This is a genomic window from Xenorhabdus stockiae, assembly GCF_002632825.1.
GTDB classification, from domain to species: domain Bacteria; phylum Pseudomonadota; class Gammaproteobacteria; order Enterobacterales; family Enterobacteriaceae; genus Xenorhabdus; species Xenorhabdus stockiae.
Map to the genome: position 1 here is coordinate 156,181 of NZ_NJAJ01000006.1, position 16,276 is coordinate 172,456.

At 42.9% G+C, this 16,276-nt stretch carries 17 protein-coding genes; 9 read left to right on the forward strand and 8 right to left on the reverse strand.

Features of this window, described 5'->3' with window-relative positions:
- The first annotated feature begins 100 nt into the window (after positions 1-100).
- From Xsto_RS04445 to Xsto_RS04460, 4 genes are all read left to right on the forward strand, one after another.
- Entirely contained in the window at positions 101-1,072 is a 972-nt protein-coding gene (locus tag Xsto_RS04445; RefSeq protein WP_099109413.1) for an HlyD family secretion protein, read from the forward strand.
- A 12-nt stretch (positions 1,073-1,084) separates the two neighbouring features.
- A complete protein-coding gene (locus tag Xsto_RS04450) occupies positions 1,085-2,290 on the forward strand; it encodes an ABC transporter permease (protein ID WP_099124201.1) in 1,206 nt (401 codons plus the stop codon).
- A 16-nt stretch (positions 2,291-2,306) separates the two neighbouring features.
- The gene (locus Xsto_RS04455; RefSeq protein ID WP_099124202.1) at positions 2,307-3,464 is read left to right on the forward strand and encodes an ABC transporter permease; all 1,158 of its coding nucleotides are present in this window, start codon (positions 2,307-2,309) and stop codon (positions 3,462-3,464) included.
- 299 nt (positions 3,465-3,763) lie between these two features.
- Positions 3,764-4,267 (forward strand): GNAT family N-acetyltransferase, encoded by a 504-nt coding sequence (locus Xsto_RS04460; RefSeq protein WP_099124203.1) that lies wholly within the window; start codon positions 3,764-3,766, stop codon positions 4,265-4,267.
- Between the two features lie 57 nt (positions 4,268-4,324).
- Here Xsto_RS04460 and Xsto_RS04465 read toward each other — a convergent pair whose 3' ends face one another.
- Positions 4,325-4,612, reverse strand: a complete 288-nt coding sequence (locus tag Xsto_RS04465; protein ID WP_141554487.1) for a GIY-YIG nuclease family protein — start codon at positions 4,610-4,612, stop codon at positions 4,325-4,327.
- 270 nt (positions 4,613-4,882) lie between these two features.
- Between Xsto_RS04465 and bhsA the strand changes: the two genes are divergently transcribed.
- Together bhsA and Xsto_RS04475 are read left to right on the forward strand one after the other, a co-directional pair.
- Positions 4,883-5,134, forward strand: a complete 252-nt coding sequence (gene bhsA / locus Xsto_RS04470; RefSeq protein ID WP_099109417.1) for a multiple stress resistance protein BhsA — start codon at positions 4,883-4,885, stop codon at positions 5,132-5,134.
- Between the two features lie 112 nt (positions 5,135-5,246).
- Positions 5,247-5,678: a YhbP family protein gene (locus tag Xsto_RS04475; RefSeq protein ID WP_169926586.1), complete on the forward strand. Its 432-nt coding sequence runs from the start codon at positions 5,247-5,249 to the stop codon at positions 5,676-5,678.
- A gap of 2 nt (positions 5,679-5,680) precedes the next feature.
- On the opposite strand, the gene nrdG is transcribed toward Xsto_RS04475, so the two are convergent.
- The 4 genes from nrdG to pyrI form a co-directional block, all read right to left on the reverse strand.
- Complete coding sequence (nrdG, locus tag Xsto_RS04480; protein ID WP_099109427.1) at positions 5,681-6,145, reverse strand: anaerobic ribonucleoside-triphosphate reductase-activating protein; 465 nt, start codon at positions 6,143-6,145, stop codon at positions 5,681-5,683.
- 4 nt (positions 6,146-6,149) lie between these two features.
- On the reverse strand, positions 6,150-8,192 hold the full coding sequence (gene nrdD, locus Xsto_RS04485) for an anaerobic ribonucleoside-triphosphate reductase (RefSeq protein WP_099109418.1): 2,043 nt from the start codon (positions 8,190-8,192) through the stop codon (positions 6,150-6,152).
- Positions 8,193-8,372: 180 nt separating this feature from the next.
- Entirely contained in the window at positions 8,373-8,759 is a 387-nt protein-coding gene (ridA, locus tag Xsto_RS04490) for a 2-iminobutanoate/2-iminopropanoate deaminase (protein ID WP_086955166.1), read from the reverse strand.
- Between the two features lie 211 nt (positions 8,760-8,970).
- A complete protein-coding gene (pyrI, locus tag Xsto_RS04495) occupies positions 8,971-9,447 on the reverse strand; it encodes an aspartate carbamoyltransferase regulatory subunit (RefSeq protein WP_099124204.1) in 477 nt (158 codons plus the stop codon).
- Positions 9,448-9,747: 300 nt separating this feature from the next.
- Between pyrI and Xsto_RS04500 the strand changes: the two genes are divergently transcribed.
- Both Xsto_RS04500 and Xsto_RS04505 read left to right on the forward strand, forming a co-directional pair.
- On the forward strand, positions 9,748-10,476 hold the full coding sequence (locus Xsto_RS04500) for a M15 family metallopeptidase (RefSeq protein ID WP_169926587.1): 729 nt from the start codon (positions 9,748-9,750) through the stop codon (positions 10,474-10,476).
- 41 nt (positions 10,477-10,517) lie between these two features.
- Positions 10,518-11,735, forward strand: coding sequence for a DUF819 family protein (locus Xsto_RS04505; RefSeq protein WP_099124206.1), 1,218 nt, complete (start codon positions 10,518-10,520; stop codon positions 11,733-11,735).
- 21 nt (positions 11,736-11,756) lie between these two features.
- Here Xsto_RS04505 and Xsto_RS04510 read toward each other — a convergent pair whose 3' ends face one another.
- On the reverse strand, positions 11,757-12,257 hold the full coding sequence (locus Xsto_RS04510; RefSeq protein ID WP_099124207.1) for a DUF2867 domain-containing protein: 501 nt from the start codon (positions 12,255-12,257) through the stop codon (positions 11,757-11,759).
- Between the two features lie 332 nt (positions 12,258-12,589).
- Here Xsto_RS04510 and Xsto_RS04515 point away from each other — a divergent pair, with 332 nt between their 5' ends.
- Positions 12,590-14,908 carry an FdhF/YdeP family oxidoreductase gene (locus Xsto_RS04515; protein ID WP_099124208.1) on the forward strand — a complete coding sequence of 773 codons (2,319 nt, stop codon included), beginning with the start codon at positions 12,590-12,592 and terminating at the stop codon, positions 14,906-14,908.
- 82 nt (positions 14,909-14,990) lie between these two features.
- Here the strand turns inward: Xsto_RS04515 and Xsto_RS04520 are convergent, their stop codons facing one another.
- Entirely contained in the window at positions 14,991-15,908 is a 918-nt protein-coding gene (locus Xsto_RS04520; RefSeq protein WP_099124209.1) for a bestrophin family protein, read from the reverse strand.
- A gap of 174 nt (positions 15,909-16,082) precedes the next feature.
- On the reverse strand, positions 16,083-16,276 hold a 194-nt coding region (locus Xsto_RS21845; protein ID WP_211284284.1), incomplete at its 5' end, for a hypothetical protein.

The window sequence follows — 16,276 nt, forward strand, 5'->3', positions numbered from 1 at the left end:
CAAATTAAGACCATGTTGTTGCATGGGTTCAGTTAAACTTAATGCCGTAAATCTCCGACGAGTTTTGTTCGGGTAGTATGTTTGGAGCTTACAAAACATAATGAAGAAAAGAACACTTTTCACAATATTGCTGATTATTTTTCTGACAGCAATGGCTGTACTCTTTCGTTCACATCATCAGGATTTATTGTTACAGGGAGAAGTTGACGCTCCTGAAGTGATCATTACGTCCAAAGCATCCGGACGTGTAGCTGCGCTTCACGTTAGGAGAGGTGACGATGTTAAAGCAGGGCAATTGCTGATTAGTCTTGATGGCCCTGAATTGGCTGCAAAAGTTGCCGCTGCTCAGGCAGCCCGTGATCAGGCCAAAGCAAAACTCGATTTATCCATCAGTGGTACACGGGAAGAGAATATCCGCAGTCTGGAGGCTGCATTTTTGCAGGCAGAATTTGGCTATAAAAATGCAAAGCGTGAATTTGAGCGGCTGAGCAATATTTCAGTCAAAGGCTATTCATCTGCCAGTGAACTGGATAATGCCCGAAATGCCCGCGATATCGCCTATCAGAAAATGTTGGCAGCGAAAGCAGATCTGGACGCGGGAAAAAATGGCGATCGTATTGAACTGAGGCAACAGTATCAGGCTGCACTGAATGAAGCGGAAGAAAAATTACAGGAATTAAAAATTCAGAGTAATGATTTACAGGTAACAGCCCCTGTTGCTGGTGAAATCGGGCCACTTCCGGCAGAAGTCGGTCAGCTTTTTAATGCCGGCAGCCCACTGGCAACCCTCGTACGTATTCCCGAAACCTACTTCGTCTATAACCTGCGTGAAGATATTCTGGCAAAAGTGCGCAAAGGTGACAAAGTTAAACTGCGTGTACCGGCGCTGGATAACAAAGAGATTGAGGCAGAAGTGCGTTATATCGCGCCAATGGGAGATTACGCGACAAAACGTGCAACCCGCGCGACAGGGGACTTCGATCTGAGAACATTTGAAGTACGTTTATACCCATCACAACCGATTGATGGTCTGCGCCCCGGTATGAGTGCGTTATGGCTCTGGGGTCGCTAAGGTGGCAGGCTGATGAACAAAAAAGGTGGATGGTTTGGTGTTAAGTGGAGCAGCTTTGGATGCAATAGTTTTAGATGGCATGCTCATGAATGGAATATCTTTAAGCAGGCCTTTAATAAGGAACTGAAGGTTGCATCTCGTAGCCCGGTTTTTCACTGGCTGAGTTGGTTGTTTCCGTTGTTGCTGTTTATCTTAATCAGTGCCACCTTTTCGGAAGGGACGCTGTTAAACCTGCCTGTTTCGGCAGTGGATAATGATCACAGTTCCTTATCACGATCGCTGATCCGTAATCTGAATGCAGCACCCCATGCAAATATCAAAACTTATGATGGTGGTCTGGCTGAGTCCTTAAAGCGTCTGGGCAGCGCAGAGGATTATGCTCTGCTCTATCTTCCCTTTGATCTTGAAAAAGATGCGCTGAGTGGGAAACAGCCAACAGTGAGGATGTATTACAATGCGCTGTTTTATGGTGCGGGTCGTTATGCATCTGTGGATTTTAGTGGGCTGATGGCAGAAACGAATGCTAAATATCGTAGTGTTATCGCATCTGAAATTGGCCGTCAACTCCCTCCGCTTGCCAGAGCGACCATGTCTTATGACAGTCTGTTCAATGCCAGTGGCAGTTATATTTACTACCAGCAATTTGCTGCAACCATCCACTTATTACAGCTTTTTGTTGTAACCGGTACGATTTATACCATGGCGAGAGGTAAACATCTCCTGAGCGAAAAATCATTTGTACCGGCTTTAATAGGGAAACTGGCTCCGCATACATTGATTTTCACTCTGTTGCTGATGGTAGAAATTATGGCGCTGGTGGCATTTTCTGATGCCAAAGTTGCAGGTAACCCGCTCTATATGCCTGTGGTTGGGTTTTTCTATGTGATCGCGGCTCAAAGTATTGGCCTGTTACTGTTTACTTTTACCAACAGTGCAATAACGGCTTATACCCTTATTGGGATGCTGGTGAGTATCGCAATGTCGTTTTCCGGTATGGTTATGCCTGAATTATCAATGGTGTGGCCAGCAAGACTTATTTCAAATCTGGAACCGTTAACCCATGCTTTAAATGCTATGTTCGATATTTTTTTACGGGAAGTGTCATTAAAAATCATCGTCTACGTTTGCATGTTACTGGCAATTTACCCTTTGGTTTGTGCCTTACTGGTTCGCAATCGTCTGTGGAAACGGCTTAGTCAGTCTGGGGAGAGCCTATAATGCGGGAAGCCGGAAAATGAATAACTGGAAAATGTACTGGCAGACTTTCCGCACGGTATTGTTGTCAATGTTGGAAAAACCCATGTGGCTGATGTTGATTGTTTCTCTGTGCGTCATGAGTCTGGTTTACGTTAAACCCACATTATGGGATCTGCCCGTCGCGGTTATTGATCAGGATAACAGCTATATGAGCCGTGCATTGATCCGTCACGTTGATGCGACAGCAAAAGTAGAAACCAAAAATTATGCCAGTCTCGAGGATGCCCGTGCTGACATGCTGCATCGGGAAATATTTGCCATTATCATTATCCCGACAGATTTCGAGAAGCGTCTTTTAGGCGGGAACAATGTGACAGTTCCGGTTTATGGTGATGCGACTAACCGTCTGGCTAACGGGGAGATTCAACAGGATTTAATACTGGCTTATCAAAAGTTACTATCAGAATACAATACAAAATTACTTTTGAAGTCGGGGTTCAGCACAGAACAGGTGAAGGTTCTGTTACAGCCAATTAAAGGAGAAACAGTCGGATTATTTAATCCTGGGGTGAGTTATGCCGCCATTGTCTTCCCCGGATTATTAGTCATGCTTTTGCAGCACTCCCTACTGATAGCCAGTGTGCGTGTCAGCATCGCTATACGTGAAACCCCCAAAGGCAAGCCCCCGCTACCTGTCTATCTGGGAGCGCTGTCCGCACTGTTGCCTATCTGGTTGTTTTTATCTGTCATCTTTTTTGTGCTATGGCCGTGGGTACTGGGATACAGGCAGGATGCGCCAGTCTATCAATTGTTGTTGATGACTTTTCCATTCCTGCTGGCGGTACTGGGGCTGGGCAAACTGGTTACAGAGTGCTTACGCAGTGTGGAAATGATTTATCTGACACTGGCGTTCATTACCACTCCGGTGTTCTATATTTCCGGCACAACCTGGCCCATACAGGCAATGCCAGATTGGGTAAGGGCAATCTCATCCGCTTTACCATCCACATGGGCAACTAAAATTATTGCGGGTATAAACCAAATGAATATGCCTCTGCAAAGTATGCTGGGGGATATTGCGATGATCTTACTCCTTGGTGTTATCTATATGATCCTGGGGATCTTGGTTGGGATGCTACGTAATGGTGAATTACGGGAGCTGAGAGGATTTATGAAACACCTGAGAAGGAAATAATAATAATCTCGAATTATCGTCAGAGAGATAGTGAAAATATATTGATTTGGGGCAGGTTCCGTGTAAAGGTTTCAGATGCTGATTTACTGCATCTCAATGTCAGTTTTTATGACGGATTTTTGAGATAGCATCAGGAAATATCACAGTATTTTGGCAGAATAACAAATTCCTTTTTATGAAAAAGGAACTGGCTTGTATTAGGTTAAATCCACTCTCCATTTTGATTTATTATAGTTAGCTGAATTTATCAAAATGGAACAGAAAGAGGGCGCTGATCAGCACGATCGCGCGTTATCGTCATGTTAATCAGGGTCGAAATTCCGGTTGATGCTATGGGGATTGATCGCTTGTTGCGGGAATCCTTTGAGACATCGGCAGAAGCTGAGTTAGTCCACAAGCTAAGAGAAGATGGCTTGTTGACACTGGGTGTTGTTGCGACTGACGATGAAGGTCACGTGATTGGCTATGTTGGTTTTACACCGGTTGATGTCAATGGACAGGATCATAACTGGGTTGGGTTAGCGCCATTGGCGGTGGCCGAATCGTACCGTCGTCAGGGGATTGGCGAGAAGCTGGTGTATGAAGGCTTGGACAGCCTGAATGAATTCGGCTATGGGGCAGTGGTTGTACTTGGTGAGCTTGAATATTATCAGAGATTTGGTTTCAGGCCCGCTGAAGAGTATCAACTACATTGCCAATGGTCTGGCTGTGAACGATATTTTCAGGTTTACACTCTGGCAGATGTCTCGCTGGATGATTGCCATGGTCTGGTCACGTATCCCCGTCATTTTGCTGACGTATGACATGTTACCGGTATTCTGATGGCAGCATGTAAGTGAACAAAACTCAGTTAACAGAACCTATGATAGGTAGGTAACTATACAGACAGGCTGGGCAGTCACCAGCCTTTCTTTTTGCTGCTTACTCAGTTGTTTTACCCGATATTCCAGTCTCAAAGCCGTACTCCTGTCTGGCATTGCGCTGTGATAGACCAACGTTAATGGCCCTTTTCCTTTCAGCGCTTTTGCTCCTTTTCCGGCTGTATGCTGAGCCAGACGGCGAGAAACATCTGTCGTAATTCCAGTATATAATGAACCATTCCGCGTTTTTATCAGGTAAAGATACCAATCAGATTCTTTAATATTCATTATTTTTCTTAAGTTATTTCCAATGTATCAATCACAATAAAAATTAATACATTGTTTGTCTATCATCCTAATGATTATATTTCTACAATTATAACTTATGGATTATATTAAATTATATGTCTATTCACCGTAGGTGATCATTTTTTCAATTCAAAATTATTGAATAAGAATAGCAGTAATTGCTAATTATCATTTTTCTGATAAGCGTATAAATTGATCCGCATCACAAAGGGTAACTCCTATATTTACAAGTAGTCAGAGGATTTAAAGATGAAAAATGTGAAATTTATTGCTGCCGTGTTGTCATTAAGTGCTATTTCATTTGGTTCATTCGCAGCAACTGAGGTCAAAAGTGCTGCTGGAGAGAAAATTGGTGTGGTTTCTGTAGCAGGAGCGGAAACGCTGGATAGCCTGACTGAGGCATTATCCAAAAAAGCTGATAAAGCTGGAGCCCAATCTTTCCGTATTATTTCTGCAACCGGCAAAAATAAATTGTATGGTGTTGCTGAAATCTATAAATAACTTATAGTTACCCCAGACTATACTTATTTATTAGATAAATATCAGAACACGTCACTGGAAGCTATCTAACGTGTTCTGATTAAAAGGCAGAAATATAACGGTATATAAATAGATGGAATCGGATAAAGAAAAATTAATAATATCTCAGTATATTGCCAATCAACATGTCTTCACACTTTGTACTTCTTCACCTCAGGATCTCTGGTGTGCCAGTTGTTTTTATCTCTTTGACGCTGAAAAAATGGTTCTTTGGTTTATGACCGAAGCTGATACGCGTCACGGTAAAATAATGCAGGAAAATGCCATCGTTGCGGGAACGATTGCAGATCAAACGCACAATATTTCTCAGATCAGAGGTATTCAGTTTCGTGGTGAGGTGGTTGCGCTGACAGGTAAAGATGAAACCATTGCCAGAGCGGCTTATTGCCACCAGTTTCCTGTTGCGATAACGGCAAAAACACCTATTTGGCAATTGAACCTGAATGAGATCAAAATGGTGGATAATTCGTTTGGTTTTGGCAAAAAATTATACTGGCAGCGTTAATCTCAGCGCAGATAGTGAATCACCTGATTACGGCTGCCCCGCCAGATCAGCATCGGCTCTTGTTGCTCCTGTTCAAATTTCCCGTCAACTAATACATTAATATGGCTGACAATCTCCTGCTGAAGTTCATTTAATTCGTTGAGAACATAGCCTGTCCATAGCCAGATATCTTTATCCGGGCACTCTGTTTTGACCCGTTTGACCAACCTGAGAATCGCTGCTGTGTTATCGGGATGAAGTGGATCGCCACCGGATAATGATAGCCCTTGTCGCCTGATACGATGATCATTCAGATCAGCGATGAGCTGATTTTCAACTGCCAGAGTAAAAGGACGACCGGAATCAGTCCGCCACGTTGTCTGGTTATAGCAGCCACGACACTGATGGGAGCAACCCGCGACAAACAGAGTGCAGCGGGTTCCGGGGCCGTTGACCACATCGACTGGATAATATTGATGGTAATTCATGGTATTAGCCAATATTCCCATTATTGAGATGTTTAATGCGGCGTTTTACCTCTTCCTGTTTACCCGTATTAAATGGACGGGCATCAGGGCTGCCAAGATACCCGCAAACCCGTCTTATCACGGAAACCTGGGCTGAATCATGATTACCACAAGCAGGGCAGGTGAAGCCTTTACTGGTACAGGAAAACTCTCCGGTAAAACCGCATTGATAGCATTCATCAATCGGGGTATTGGTTCCATAATAAGGAACACGGGAATAACTGTAATCCCACACATCTTCCAGTGCTTTTAAATTATGTTGTAGGTTGGGATATTCGCCGTAGCAGATAAAACCGCCATTCGCTAACGGAGGGTATGGTGCTTCAAAATCCAGTTTATCGTAAGGATTGACCTTCTTCTCTACATCCAGATGGAAGCTGTTTGTGTAATAGCCTTTATCTGTAACTCCACTGATTACTCCGAACTCAGCGACATCAAGACGACAAAAACGGTCACATAAACTCTCGCTTGGCGTACTGTATAAGCTGAAGCCATAGCCGGTTTGCTGTTTCCATTCATCGATGGCTTTACGCAGATGTTCAACGATAGCGAGTGCTTTTTGGCGGCGCTGTTCATTATCAAATAGATGAGTATGGTCACCATATAACGCATTAATCGTTTCATGGATACCGATATACCCTAACGAAATAGAAGCCCGCCCATGTTTGAAGATTTCGGCAATGCTGTCATCTTCTTTTAGCCTTACTCCACAGGCTCCTTCCATATAGAGAATAGGGGCGACCCGTGCTTTGGTACTTTCCAGCCGCTCAATGCGCGTCATTAATGCTTTTCTGGCAACCAGCAAGCGTTGATCTAATAACTGCCAGAAGCGCATTTCATCACCCTTTGCTTCAATTGCAATGCGGGGAAGATTCAGGCTGATAACGCCTAAATTATTGCGCCCGGCATGAATCTGCTGACTATCCTCTTCATAAACGCCCAGAAAACTTCGGCAACCCATCGGGGTTTTGAATGAGCCGGTGACTTTTATCACCTGATCGTAATTAAGAATATCGGGATACATACGCTTGCTGGCACATTCCAGCGCCAATAATTTGATGTCATAGTTGGGATCACCAAACCGGTGATTCAGCCCATCACGAATGGCAAAAACCAGTTTCGGGAATACTGCCGTTTTGCGGTTTTTACCCAGACCTGCGAGGCGATTACGTAAAATAGCCGTCTGAATTAAACGGGATTCTTTTGATGTACCCAACCCAAATCCGAATGTCACAAACGGCGTTTGCCCATTGGCGGTATGCAGCGTATTCACTTCATATTCCAGAGACTGGAACGCGTCGTAACATTCTTTTTCCGTGCGGGCTTCTGCGTAAGCTTTCTTATCTGTGATTTGCCACTCTTCAGCAATAATCAGGTGCTTGTGATAGCTGGCTTTAACAAAGGGAGCAAGCACTTCATCAATGCGGTCAATGGTTGTGCCGCCATAAATATGACTGGCGACCTGAGCAATAATTTGGGCTGTGACGGCAGTCGCTGTGGAGATAGACTTTGGCGGCTCAATCTCGGCATTTCCCATTTTAAAGCCGTGGGTCAGCATCCCTTCTAAATCGACCAACATGCAGTTAAACATCGGGAAAAATGGAGCATAATCTAGATCATGGTAGTGAATTTCGCCTTTCTCATGTGCCAGAACAACATCACTCGGCAGCATATGCTGTTTGGCATACTGTCTGGCAACGATCCCCGCCAACAAATCACGCTGAGTAGGGATCACTCTGGCATCTTTATTCGCGTTTTCATTGAGTAAAGGCAGGTCGCTTTGTTCGAGCAGACCGCGTATTTCCTGATCCAGACGATCATGCCATCCGTGGAGAGTATTTTCCTCGGCGTTAACCAGATGGTCATTACGCTGCATCACAACCGTTTTCACAATAGAATTCCTCAGTATGTTATCCACCAGATAAATCGTAACGACTATTGCTGTGCCTATCACAATGACAGTTGCATAATGGCTAGTTTTTAACTTTATGTGGATAACCTTGTGCATAAGCACTATATGTAGTGGTTATTTTATATTTAAGCACAATATGTGGAGTATTGAAGCGAATATAGCGCTCAATAAATTGATCTGAGACAAAGAAAGGGGAAGTTGTTCCACAAAGAGATATACACAAAAAAGAGCAACCAACCCCAATATTGAGCCTATCAGGGTTGATAACGCTATGAATTAGCTACGTACTGCAATCGCTTCGATTTCGATTTTTACATCTTTTGGCAGACGCGCCACTTCAACACATGAACGAGCAGGGAATGGCGCGTTATGTTCAGTGAAGAACGCTTCATAAGCAGCATTTACAACAGTGAAGTCATTCAGGTCTTTAACAAATACAGTTGTTTTCACAATATTGGCAACTTTCAGGCCAGATTGCTCAATGATGGCTTTAACGTTTTCCAGTGACTGGCGAGTTTGCGCAGTAATATCTTCAGAAACAGCACCTGTTTTTGGATCAACAGGGATTTGACCGGAAGTAATAACCATGCTGCCCAGATCAACACCCTGAACATAAGGGCCGATTGCGGCTGGTGCATTTTCGGTATGAATGGAACGTGACATTAGGGGAACTCCTGTTTAACGTCAGAATTAAAGATACCCGTCGTCTTTCAAGTTGCCTCTTTGTTGGCTGCACTCGCGCACCCCAGTCGCATAGTTATCTATGCTCAGGGGATTTTCTCTTTTGCCGCCGCGATACAACTCGAAATCCATAGGGTATATGTTGAGAAGGCTTTATTATAGTGTCACTCGGCTTGGCATCAACTGCGGGATCTTAATCGTTGTTGATAACAGCCTGACGATCAAACTCTTTCTCACAGTACTTACAGCGAACGATAACATCATTTGCCGTTTCCATCACATGGAAGCTGCTTTCTACAGGCTCATTATGGCTGATACAGTTACCATTAGGGCAGACAAGGATACCGTCAATCTGTTCTGGCAGGTTGATTGGCATTTTCTTCACAACAACATAATTTTCAATGTTATTGACGGTTGCATGTGGTGCATACATAGCGAGCTGGTTTGCCTGCTGGGCTGTCAGGAAGGTATTTTCGAGTTTGATCAGATCTTTCTTCCCTAAGTGATTGGAAGGCAAATTCAGGCCAATAGTAATACGCTGATCAGTTTCTGTGAGTTTGAAGAGAGACAATAATTTAAAACCGATCTGAGCCGGAATATGGTCGATAACTGTGCCACATTTAATGGCTTCTACTTGCAACTGATGGTCTTGTGGATGCGCTTGAGTCATGTTGTGTTGTGAATACCGTCTGGTATTCTTCCTCCGAATATTAGGGGATACCGACACATATTTTGTCATATAAGATTTGGCATTGCATCTTGTGTAACCGACACAATTTTAAATGGTATTTAACCGGTTCAACAGAAAGAAAATTAAAATTTGATAGCTTTTAACTTTGTTGCTAGTCTGTAAATACCTTGTTATTTTCAAATAAATTAAATTAATGATTAAAGTCTCTTTTATTTAACTAATTAATAAAGTTTATTTAAATATAACTAAGTGAAAACAAAAAAGAATATGAAGGTTAATATGCTGCATTCTTTTACTGAGCGTAAAATTAGTACAAAAAAGCTTTTTGACTGGGAAAGCATTAATAAAATATCTATTAATGAATGTCATGAACCTTTAGAAATTATTTATGAAACGGATAAAATAAAACTGAAACCGGTTTATTTTCTTGCTGGTATCAATGGTGCTGTTGAATATTGTGCAGTAAGAAAAAGCGTGGCTGAAAAATTAATACAGGCTTCACAATTATTACCTTCTCATTTAGGGCTTTTAGTTTTGGATGGGTGGCGTTCACGAGAAACTCAGCTTGCATTGCAGGAGAAAACACGGGCTACCATTGCGCAGCAGTACAGCTATTTATCCATTGAAGAACAAAAACTATTACTGGAACAGTTTGTGGCACCGGCCCCGACTGAGCAAAATCCGGTGAGTCCCCATCTGACAGGGGGTTCAGTGGATGTGACGCTGTTTGATATTGCCTCCGGTAACGCATTGTTTATGGGCACAGAATTTGATGAAGTAGATGATCTGTCTTACACCGCAGCCTTAGAACAAGCATCGGATACAAACATGCCGGCAGTATTATACCGTCGGATATTGCATCACATTATGGTTCAGGCTGGCTTTACTAACCTGCCGACTGAATGGTGGCATTACGATTATGGTAATGCTTTATGGGCATTCTATAAAAATGCTCAGGCTGTTTATGGTGCAGTGGAAGGCATCAGGGGATCAGACAGCACAATATAGAATATTATCGGTCTGAACATAATAAGAGGTTAAATTACATAATGAAAAATACCTTAATTGACGCTGATAATTCATTAATGCTGTGGGCTTTTATTATGATTGCGGTAGCGGCTGCAATTATGCTGGAGCAAAAATATAAATGGGCCACTAAAATACCGGGCGCTGTTATTGCTCTGGTCATCGCTATTTTTGCTTCTAACTTACATATTATTCCGACCGAAGCTCCCGCTTATGATGTTGTCTGGGAATATATTGTCCCTTTAGCCATTCCGCTACTGTTATTTAAAACCAATTTACATAATCTGATTACCGGCAGTTGGCGGTTATTTATATTATTTTTGATTTCCTCTGTCGCGACGATGATTGGCACAGTTGTTGCCTTTCATTTACTCAGAGGATATATCCCAGAGCTGGATAAAATCAGTGGGATGATGTCTGCATCTTATACGGGGGGTGGGGTCAACTTTGCCGCAATGGCAGCCAAATTAGCACCATCTGAAAGTATGACGGCATCCGCTATTGTTGCTGATCATATGATGATGGCCGCTTATTTTATTATCCTGATGGTCATATCCGGCTGGTCAGTGGCAAGGAAATTCTGGGGAAGCCCTTATTCTGATGCGATTGACAATAATCCTGAACTGGATAAATCGCGGACTTTAGCTGCTGCTTACTGGAAACCAAAAAATATTGCTCTGAAAGATATTGCGTTGGCACTGGCATGGTCAATTTTTATTGTGGCGCTGTCATTCCATCTTTCATCATGGTTAAAGGCGTTGTTCGGGCAGCCTGACAGCATCTATCAGGAACTGGTTTTCAGTTTAATATCAGATAAATACCTGCTTCTTACTACAGTGACATTTATTCTGGTATCGATATTCAAAAAAACCTTCAGCAATCTTAATGGTACGCAGGAATTAGGCACTTACGCTATTTATATGTTTTTTGTTGTTATCGGCATACCGGCATCTGTCCACGCTATTATCAGTAATGCGCCATTGCTGTTTGTCTTTGTTTTTATTATTGCCATGATTAACCTGTTGATCACTTTCTCAGCAGGGAAAATATTTAAATTCAGTCTGGAAGAAAATATTCTTGCCTGTAATGCCAATATTGGCGGGCCAACCACAGCGGCGGCAATGGCAATCAGCCGTGGCTGGAATTCCTTGGTCGGACCGATTATGGTCATTGGTACAGTTGGTTATGTTATTGGTAATTATGTCGGCACGTTTGTTTATTTTGTGGTGGAGAATATGTGATAACCGATGAAATTCAGTCTGTCAGGAAAGTGTCATCTTCCTGAGCATACGGTTCACAATAATACGGTGTGCAAGAGCTACCGGGATCATATACATTTTCCCAAAAAAATTATGGGTAATAACGGATGCTGTGACAGTAACTTTATAGCCTTTTCCCTGATTATCATTTGATAAAACATTCAGGGAGACTAAAACGGTTAAGTGTATATCTTCTGATAGCAGGCATAATTCATCATTACTGATACGGATAATCTTAAAAAAATCAATAGAGCTTCCTTCTTGCATGTTTTCGTCTAAATGCCCGCCAGAGAACCCATTGATTTTTTCAACACCTGCGAGACTTGATATTTTATCTCTGATTGCAAAAGACAAACGTATCCAGAATGGTGTTTTCTTTGTCATTTCATTATAAACAGTCAGGGCAGTGGCTTTATTTTTAATAAAAGTATTTTGCTGGCTGTAATAGTCTAATTTATCTTTTTTATTTAAAAGCAAAAAACCAAAATCATCACGGTAGTACATATGACACCACGCTATTATTTTTCCTAATATACACTTCGTCTTTCAACTTTCCCCTTTGATAAAGTATAAAAAATGCTCACAATTGAATTAAAAATGAACAATACTTTATCTTGCTAACGTCTTATCATTGCATTTATTTTCACCAACTCAAATATGCTATCTGACAATGTGATATCCATCACATGGCAGGTTACAGTATCAACAGGAAGATAATTCGGTTTTCTCGTTGTATAAGAACGGAATAAGTATCACAATAAATCTGTTCGGCGTTCCTGATTCATCTGCCATCCGTGGCCAATTCTTTGACCACCAGGTTAAAAATAGAGATTGTTATGAAATTCAAATCAAAAATAAAACCCTATCACGCCGCAGCGGGAGGTTGGGGGTCATTGGAGGCAACAACACGTTTTGTCTTTGATAGTAAACAAGTATTAAAGAATATGGTTAATCTGATGCGCATGAACAAACCCAGAGGCTTTGACTGCCCGGGATGTGCATGGGGTGATGATAACAAAAGTCTTTTCAGCTTTTGTGAAAATGGCGCGAAAGCAGTTACTTGGGAAGCCACCCGGCGTTATGTAGACCGGGAGTTTTTTGCCACACATAGTGTTAGCAAACTCTACGAACAAAGCGATTACTTTCTGGAATATCAAGGGCGCGTTATTGAACCGATGCGCTATAACCATGAGACAGATCACTATGAGCCTATTAGCTGGGAGCAGGCTTTTTCTTTGATCGCCAGACACATTAATAGAATGGAAAACCCGAACCAACTGGAGCTGTATACTTCCGGTCGGGCCAGTAATGAAGCCTCATGGCTGTATCAGCTATTTGGCCGGGTACTGGGGACGAATAACTTTCCTGATTGCTCAAATATGTGTCATGAAGCCAGCGGTTACGGGTTACTGAAAAGTCTGGGAGTGGGTAAAGGAACGATTCGTCTGAATGATTTTGATCATGCAGATGCCATTTTTGTCTTTGGGCAGAATCCCGGTACAAATCACCCACGGATGCTGCATAGCCTGCGGCACGCGGCAGAGCACGGAGCCAGAATTGTTACCTTCAATACATTGCGTGAACGCGGCTTAGAGCGCTTTGCTGATCCACAAAAACCCCTCGAAATTGTTACTCCAATGGCAGGCAATATCAGCCACCGTTATTATCAGCCTAAATTAGGCGGAGATATGGCTGCTGTGCGGGGGATGGTCAAAGCGTTGTTGGAAGTTAATAACGCTCGTATAGCTGCCGGAGCAGCGGGTATTTTTGCTCAAGACTTTATTTCGGCTCATACCGAAGGTGTGGAGGCTTATTTACAGGAAGTGGCTGCCACTCAATGGTCATTTATAGAGGAACAATCAGGTCTGACGCAACAACAGCTACGTGAAGCTGCGGATGTTTATCTGCATGCTGAACGTGTGATTTGCACTTGGGCAATGGGTATTACTCAGCATAAACACTCTATTGATACAGTTCGTGAGATCACAAACCTGCAATTACTGTTTGGTCAGTTAGGTAAACCTGGTGCTGGAGTGTGTCCGGTGCGTGGTCACAGTAACGTACAAGGAAACCGGACGATGGGGATTAATGAGCAACCGTCTCAGGCTTTCCTTGATAGTCTGGCAAATCACTTTGGTTTTGAACCTCCCCGTGCTCATGGTCATAATGTGGTGAAAGCGCTGGAAGCGATGCTGCGTGATGAAGTGAAAGTACTGATTGCGTTGGGTGGAAATCTCGCTGCTGCTGCGCCGGACAGCCCACGTACAGAAGAAGCACTTCGACATTGTGATTTGACTGTTCATATCAGTACAAAATTAAATCGGAGTCATCTTGTTACCGGTAAAAAAGATGCTCTTATCCTACCGGCACTGGGGCGTACAGAACAGGATATTCAGCTCAGTGGTGCGCAGTTTGTTACGGTAGAAGATTCTTTCAGCATGGTGCACGCCTCCGAAGGGATAAACAAACCACTATTTGATACACAGCGTTCTGAAACAGCAATTGTTGCGGGCATTGCTAATGCGGTTTTAGGTAATACGCCAGCAATTAACTGGCTGGAATTAGCCGGAGATTACAACAAAATCCGTGATCACATTAGCGCAACTATTCCCGGTTTTGCTGACTTTAATAAAAAATGTGAACATCCGGGCGGCTTCTATCTTGGTAATGCGGCGGCAGAGTTGCGCTTTCAGACCCCGAGTAAAAAAGCTGAATTTAGTCATGCACCATTGCCAGACACACTGTTTCCCCAAATTGCTGGAGAAGACGTTCCTTTTGCTTTGCAAACCTTGCGCTCCCATGATCAATACAATACAACCATCTATGGTTTAGACGACCGCTATCGTGGCGTTTATGGTCAACGGGAGGTCTTGTTTATGAACCCGGAAGATATTGCTCAATCGGGCTATCAGGAGGGAGATCTGGTTGATATCGAGACCATCTGGCACGACGGTATTGAGCGCAAAGTATGTGGATTTAAATTAGTCCCTTACACTATTCCGCGCGGTAATCTTGCCGCTTATTACCCTGAAACCAATCCGTTAGTACCGATGGACAGCTTTGGTCATGGTACAGGTACACCCACATCCAAATCTGTTCCGGTGAAGTTATCGCTGACTGCATTGAAGGATTCAGAATCTCAGCGCCTCATATAATACATTGATTCAGGCTCGTTTTTTGGGAAAGACATTAAAACCGAGCCTGCTGTTCGGCCTTGAATCAAATGAAGGTAAATAATCAGAGCAGATTGAATTTTTCATTAGGTTGCAATAAAGCCGGTAATGGCGTCTGGTCATTCATTTCCATCAGATGGCGTTCAATGACGGTACAAATGGCATTGAGAGGTAAATCATTGGGTGAAGTTCCGAATGGATCTTCTAATTCTTCAGCTAACGCATCCCATGATAAGAAAGCATAAGAAATAAACACCGAAACAAATGGTGTCATATAGTGTAAATCGGTAACCAGAGCAAAAGGCAATAGGGTACAGAAGAGATAAACCGTTCGCTGGAGTATCAGTGTATAGGCGAAAGGTACGGGAGTACCGGCGATACGTTCACAGCCACCCAGAATATGGGAAAGCTCATTGAGGTTCTTATCCATCATTTCATAGGTAATATCACTTAATAAACCCCCTTTCCTCCACTCACCGAGAAGAAGGCTCATTTTCAGCAATAACCGATTAGTTGGCATTGGGCTGTGAATAATTTCAGCATATATTTCTGCGGGCAGAAGGCGATATAAATCTTCTTTTGGATCAGTGCCACGCAACTGATGTTTTAAACTCCAGCTAAATGCGATAAGTAAAACAGAAAATTGTTGATGTAACTGAGTTTCATCTGGCTGAATACTCTTAATCTGGCGTAACAACGAGCGTTGAGTAACCAATAACGATCCCCAAAGTGCTCTGGCCTCGACAAAACGGCTGTAGCTGGTGTTATTGCGAAAACCGAGAAAAATGGCGATAGCGATCCCCAGCAGGCTAAACGGGGCGACGGTCAAATGAATACCAAGGTGTTCATACCACTGATAACTCACAACTGCGATGATAGACATGAGTATATTCAGCATTAAACGGAAGGTGATTTTTGATAAGACTGAGCCATGCCAGTCAAATAGACGAAAGAACCAGTGTTGGTTAGGACGGATGATCATGGTGAATACAAACTTTTATAATTATTAACTAACTAAATAAGACCATCCTAATACTATTGTAATTACAGCTCCAGAATTTCACATTTTTTCTTAGTCTGAGGTTAAAAAAAACGCCTCCTATCAGGAGGCGCTATGCCGTAGTTCATTGCGTTCAAATCTCCTTAGATAGGAGACTTAATATTTAGAATGGTGGTTAAAATGTAAGTCGATTAATGAAGAAGCGCCATTCGCTGGCTGGATTTTATAGGATACCTGTGCCGTAGAGTGCAGTTCATGGCTGATAAACTGTTCCGCCGATACCGTGAATTTTCCCTTTCCGAATAGGTAAGGCCCGCAGGACCATTTGCCGGATGCAGTAACGGTGGTAT

Excerpts from the sequence above, each read along its gene's own strand:
- nrdG (WP_099109427.1), bottom strand. The coding sequence starts at position 6,145 with ATGAATTACCATCAATATTATCCAGTCGATGTGGTCAACGGCCCCGGA.
- ridA (WP_086955166.1), bottom strand. The coding sequence starts at position 8,759 with ATGTCACGTTCCATTCATACCGAAAATGCACCAGCCGCAATCGGCCCT.
- Xsto_RS04460 (WP_099124203.1), top strand. The coding sequence starts at position 3,764 with ATGTTAATCAGGGTCGAAATTCCGGTTGATGCTATGGGGATTGATCGC.
- Xsto_RS04500 (WP_169926587.1), top strand. The coding sequence starts at position 9,748 with ATGCTGCATTCTTTTACTGAGCGTAAAATTAGTACAAAAAAGCTTTTT.
- pyrI (WP_099124204.1), bottom strand. The coding sequence starts at position 9,447 with ATGACTCAAGCGCATCCACAAGACCATCAGTTGCAAGTAGAAGCCATT.
- Xsto_RS04475 (WP_169926586.1), top strand. The coding sequence starts at position 5,247 with ATGGAATCGGATAAAGAAAAATTAATAATATCTCAGTATATTGCCAAT.
- Xsto_RS04520 (WP_099124209.1), bottom strand. The coding sequence starts at position 15,908 with ATGATCATCCGTCCTAACCAACACTGGTTCTTTCGTCTATTTGACTGG.
- Xsto_RS04445 (WP_099109413.1), top strand. The coding sequence starts at position 101 with ATGAAGAAAAGAACACTTTTCACAATATTGCTGATTATTTTTCTGACA.
- Xsto_RS04505 (WP_099124206.1), top strand. The coding sequence starts at position 10,518 with ATGAAAAATACCTTAATTGACGCTGATAATTCATTAATGCTGTGGGCT.
- Xsto_RS04515 (WP_099124208.1), top strand. The coding sequence starts at position 12,590 with ATGAAATTCAAATCAAAAATAAAACCCTATCACGCCGCAGCGGGAGGT.
- Xsto_RS04450 (WP_099124201.1), top strand. The coding sequence starts at position 1,085 with ATGAACAAAAAAGGTGGATGGTTTGGTGTTAAGTGGAGCAGCTTTGGA.
- bhsA (WP_099109417.1), top strand. The coding sequence starts at position 4,883 with ATGAAAAATGTGAAATTTATTGCTGCCGTGTTGTCATTAAGTGCTATT.
- Xsto_RS04465 (WP_141554487.1), bottom strand. The coding sequence starts at position 4,612 with ATGAATATTAAAGAATCTGATTGGTATCTTTACCTGATAAAAACGCGG.
- Xsto_RS04510 (WP_099124207.1), bottom strand. The coding sequence starts at position 12,257 with ATGTACTACCGTGATGATTTTGGTTTTTTGCTTTTAAATAAAAAAGAT.
- Xsto_RS04455 (WP_099124202.1), top strand. The coding sequence starts at position 2,307 with ATGAATAACTGGAAAATGTACTGGCAGACTTTCCGCACGGTATTGTTG.
- nrdD (WP_099109418.1), bottom strand. The coding sequence starts at position 8,192 with ATGCACAAGGTTATCCACATAAAGTTAAAAACTAGCCATTATGCAACT.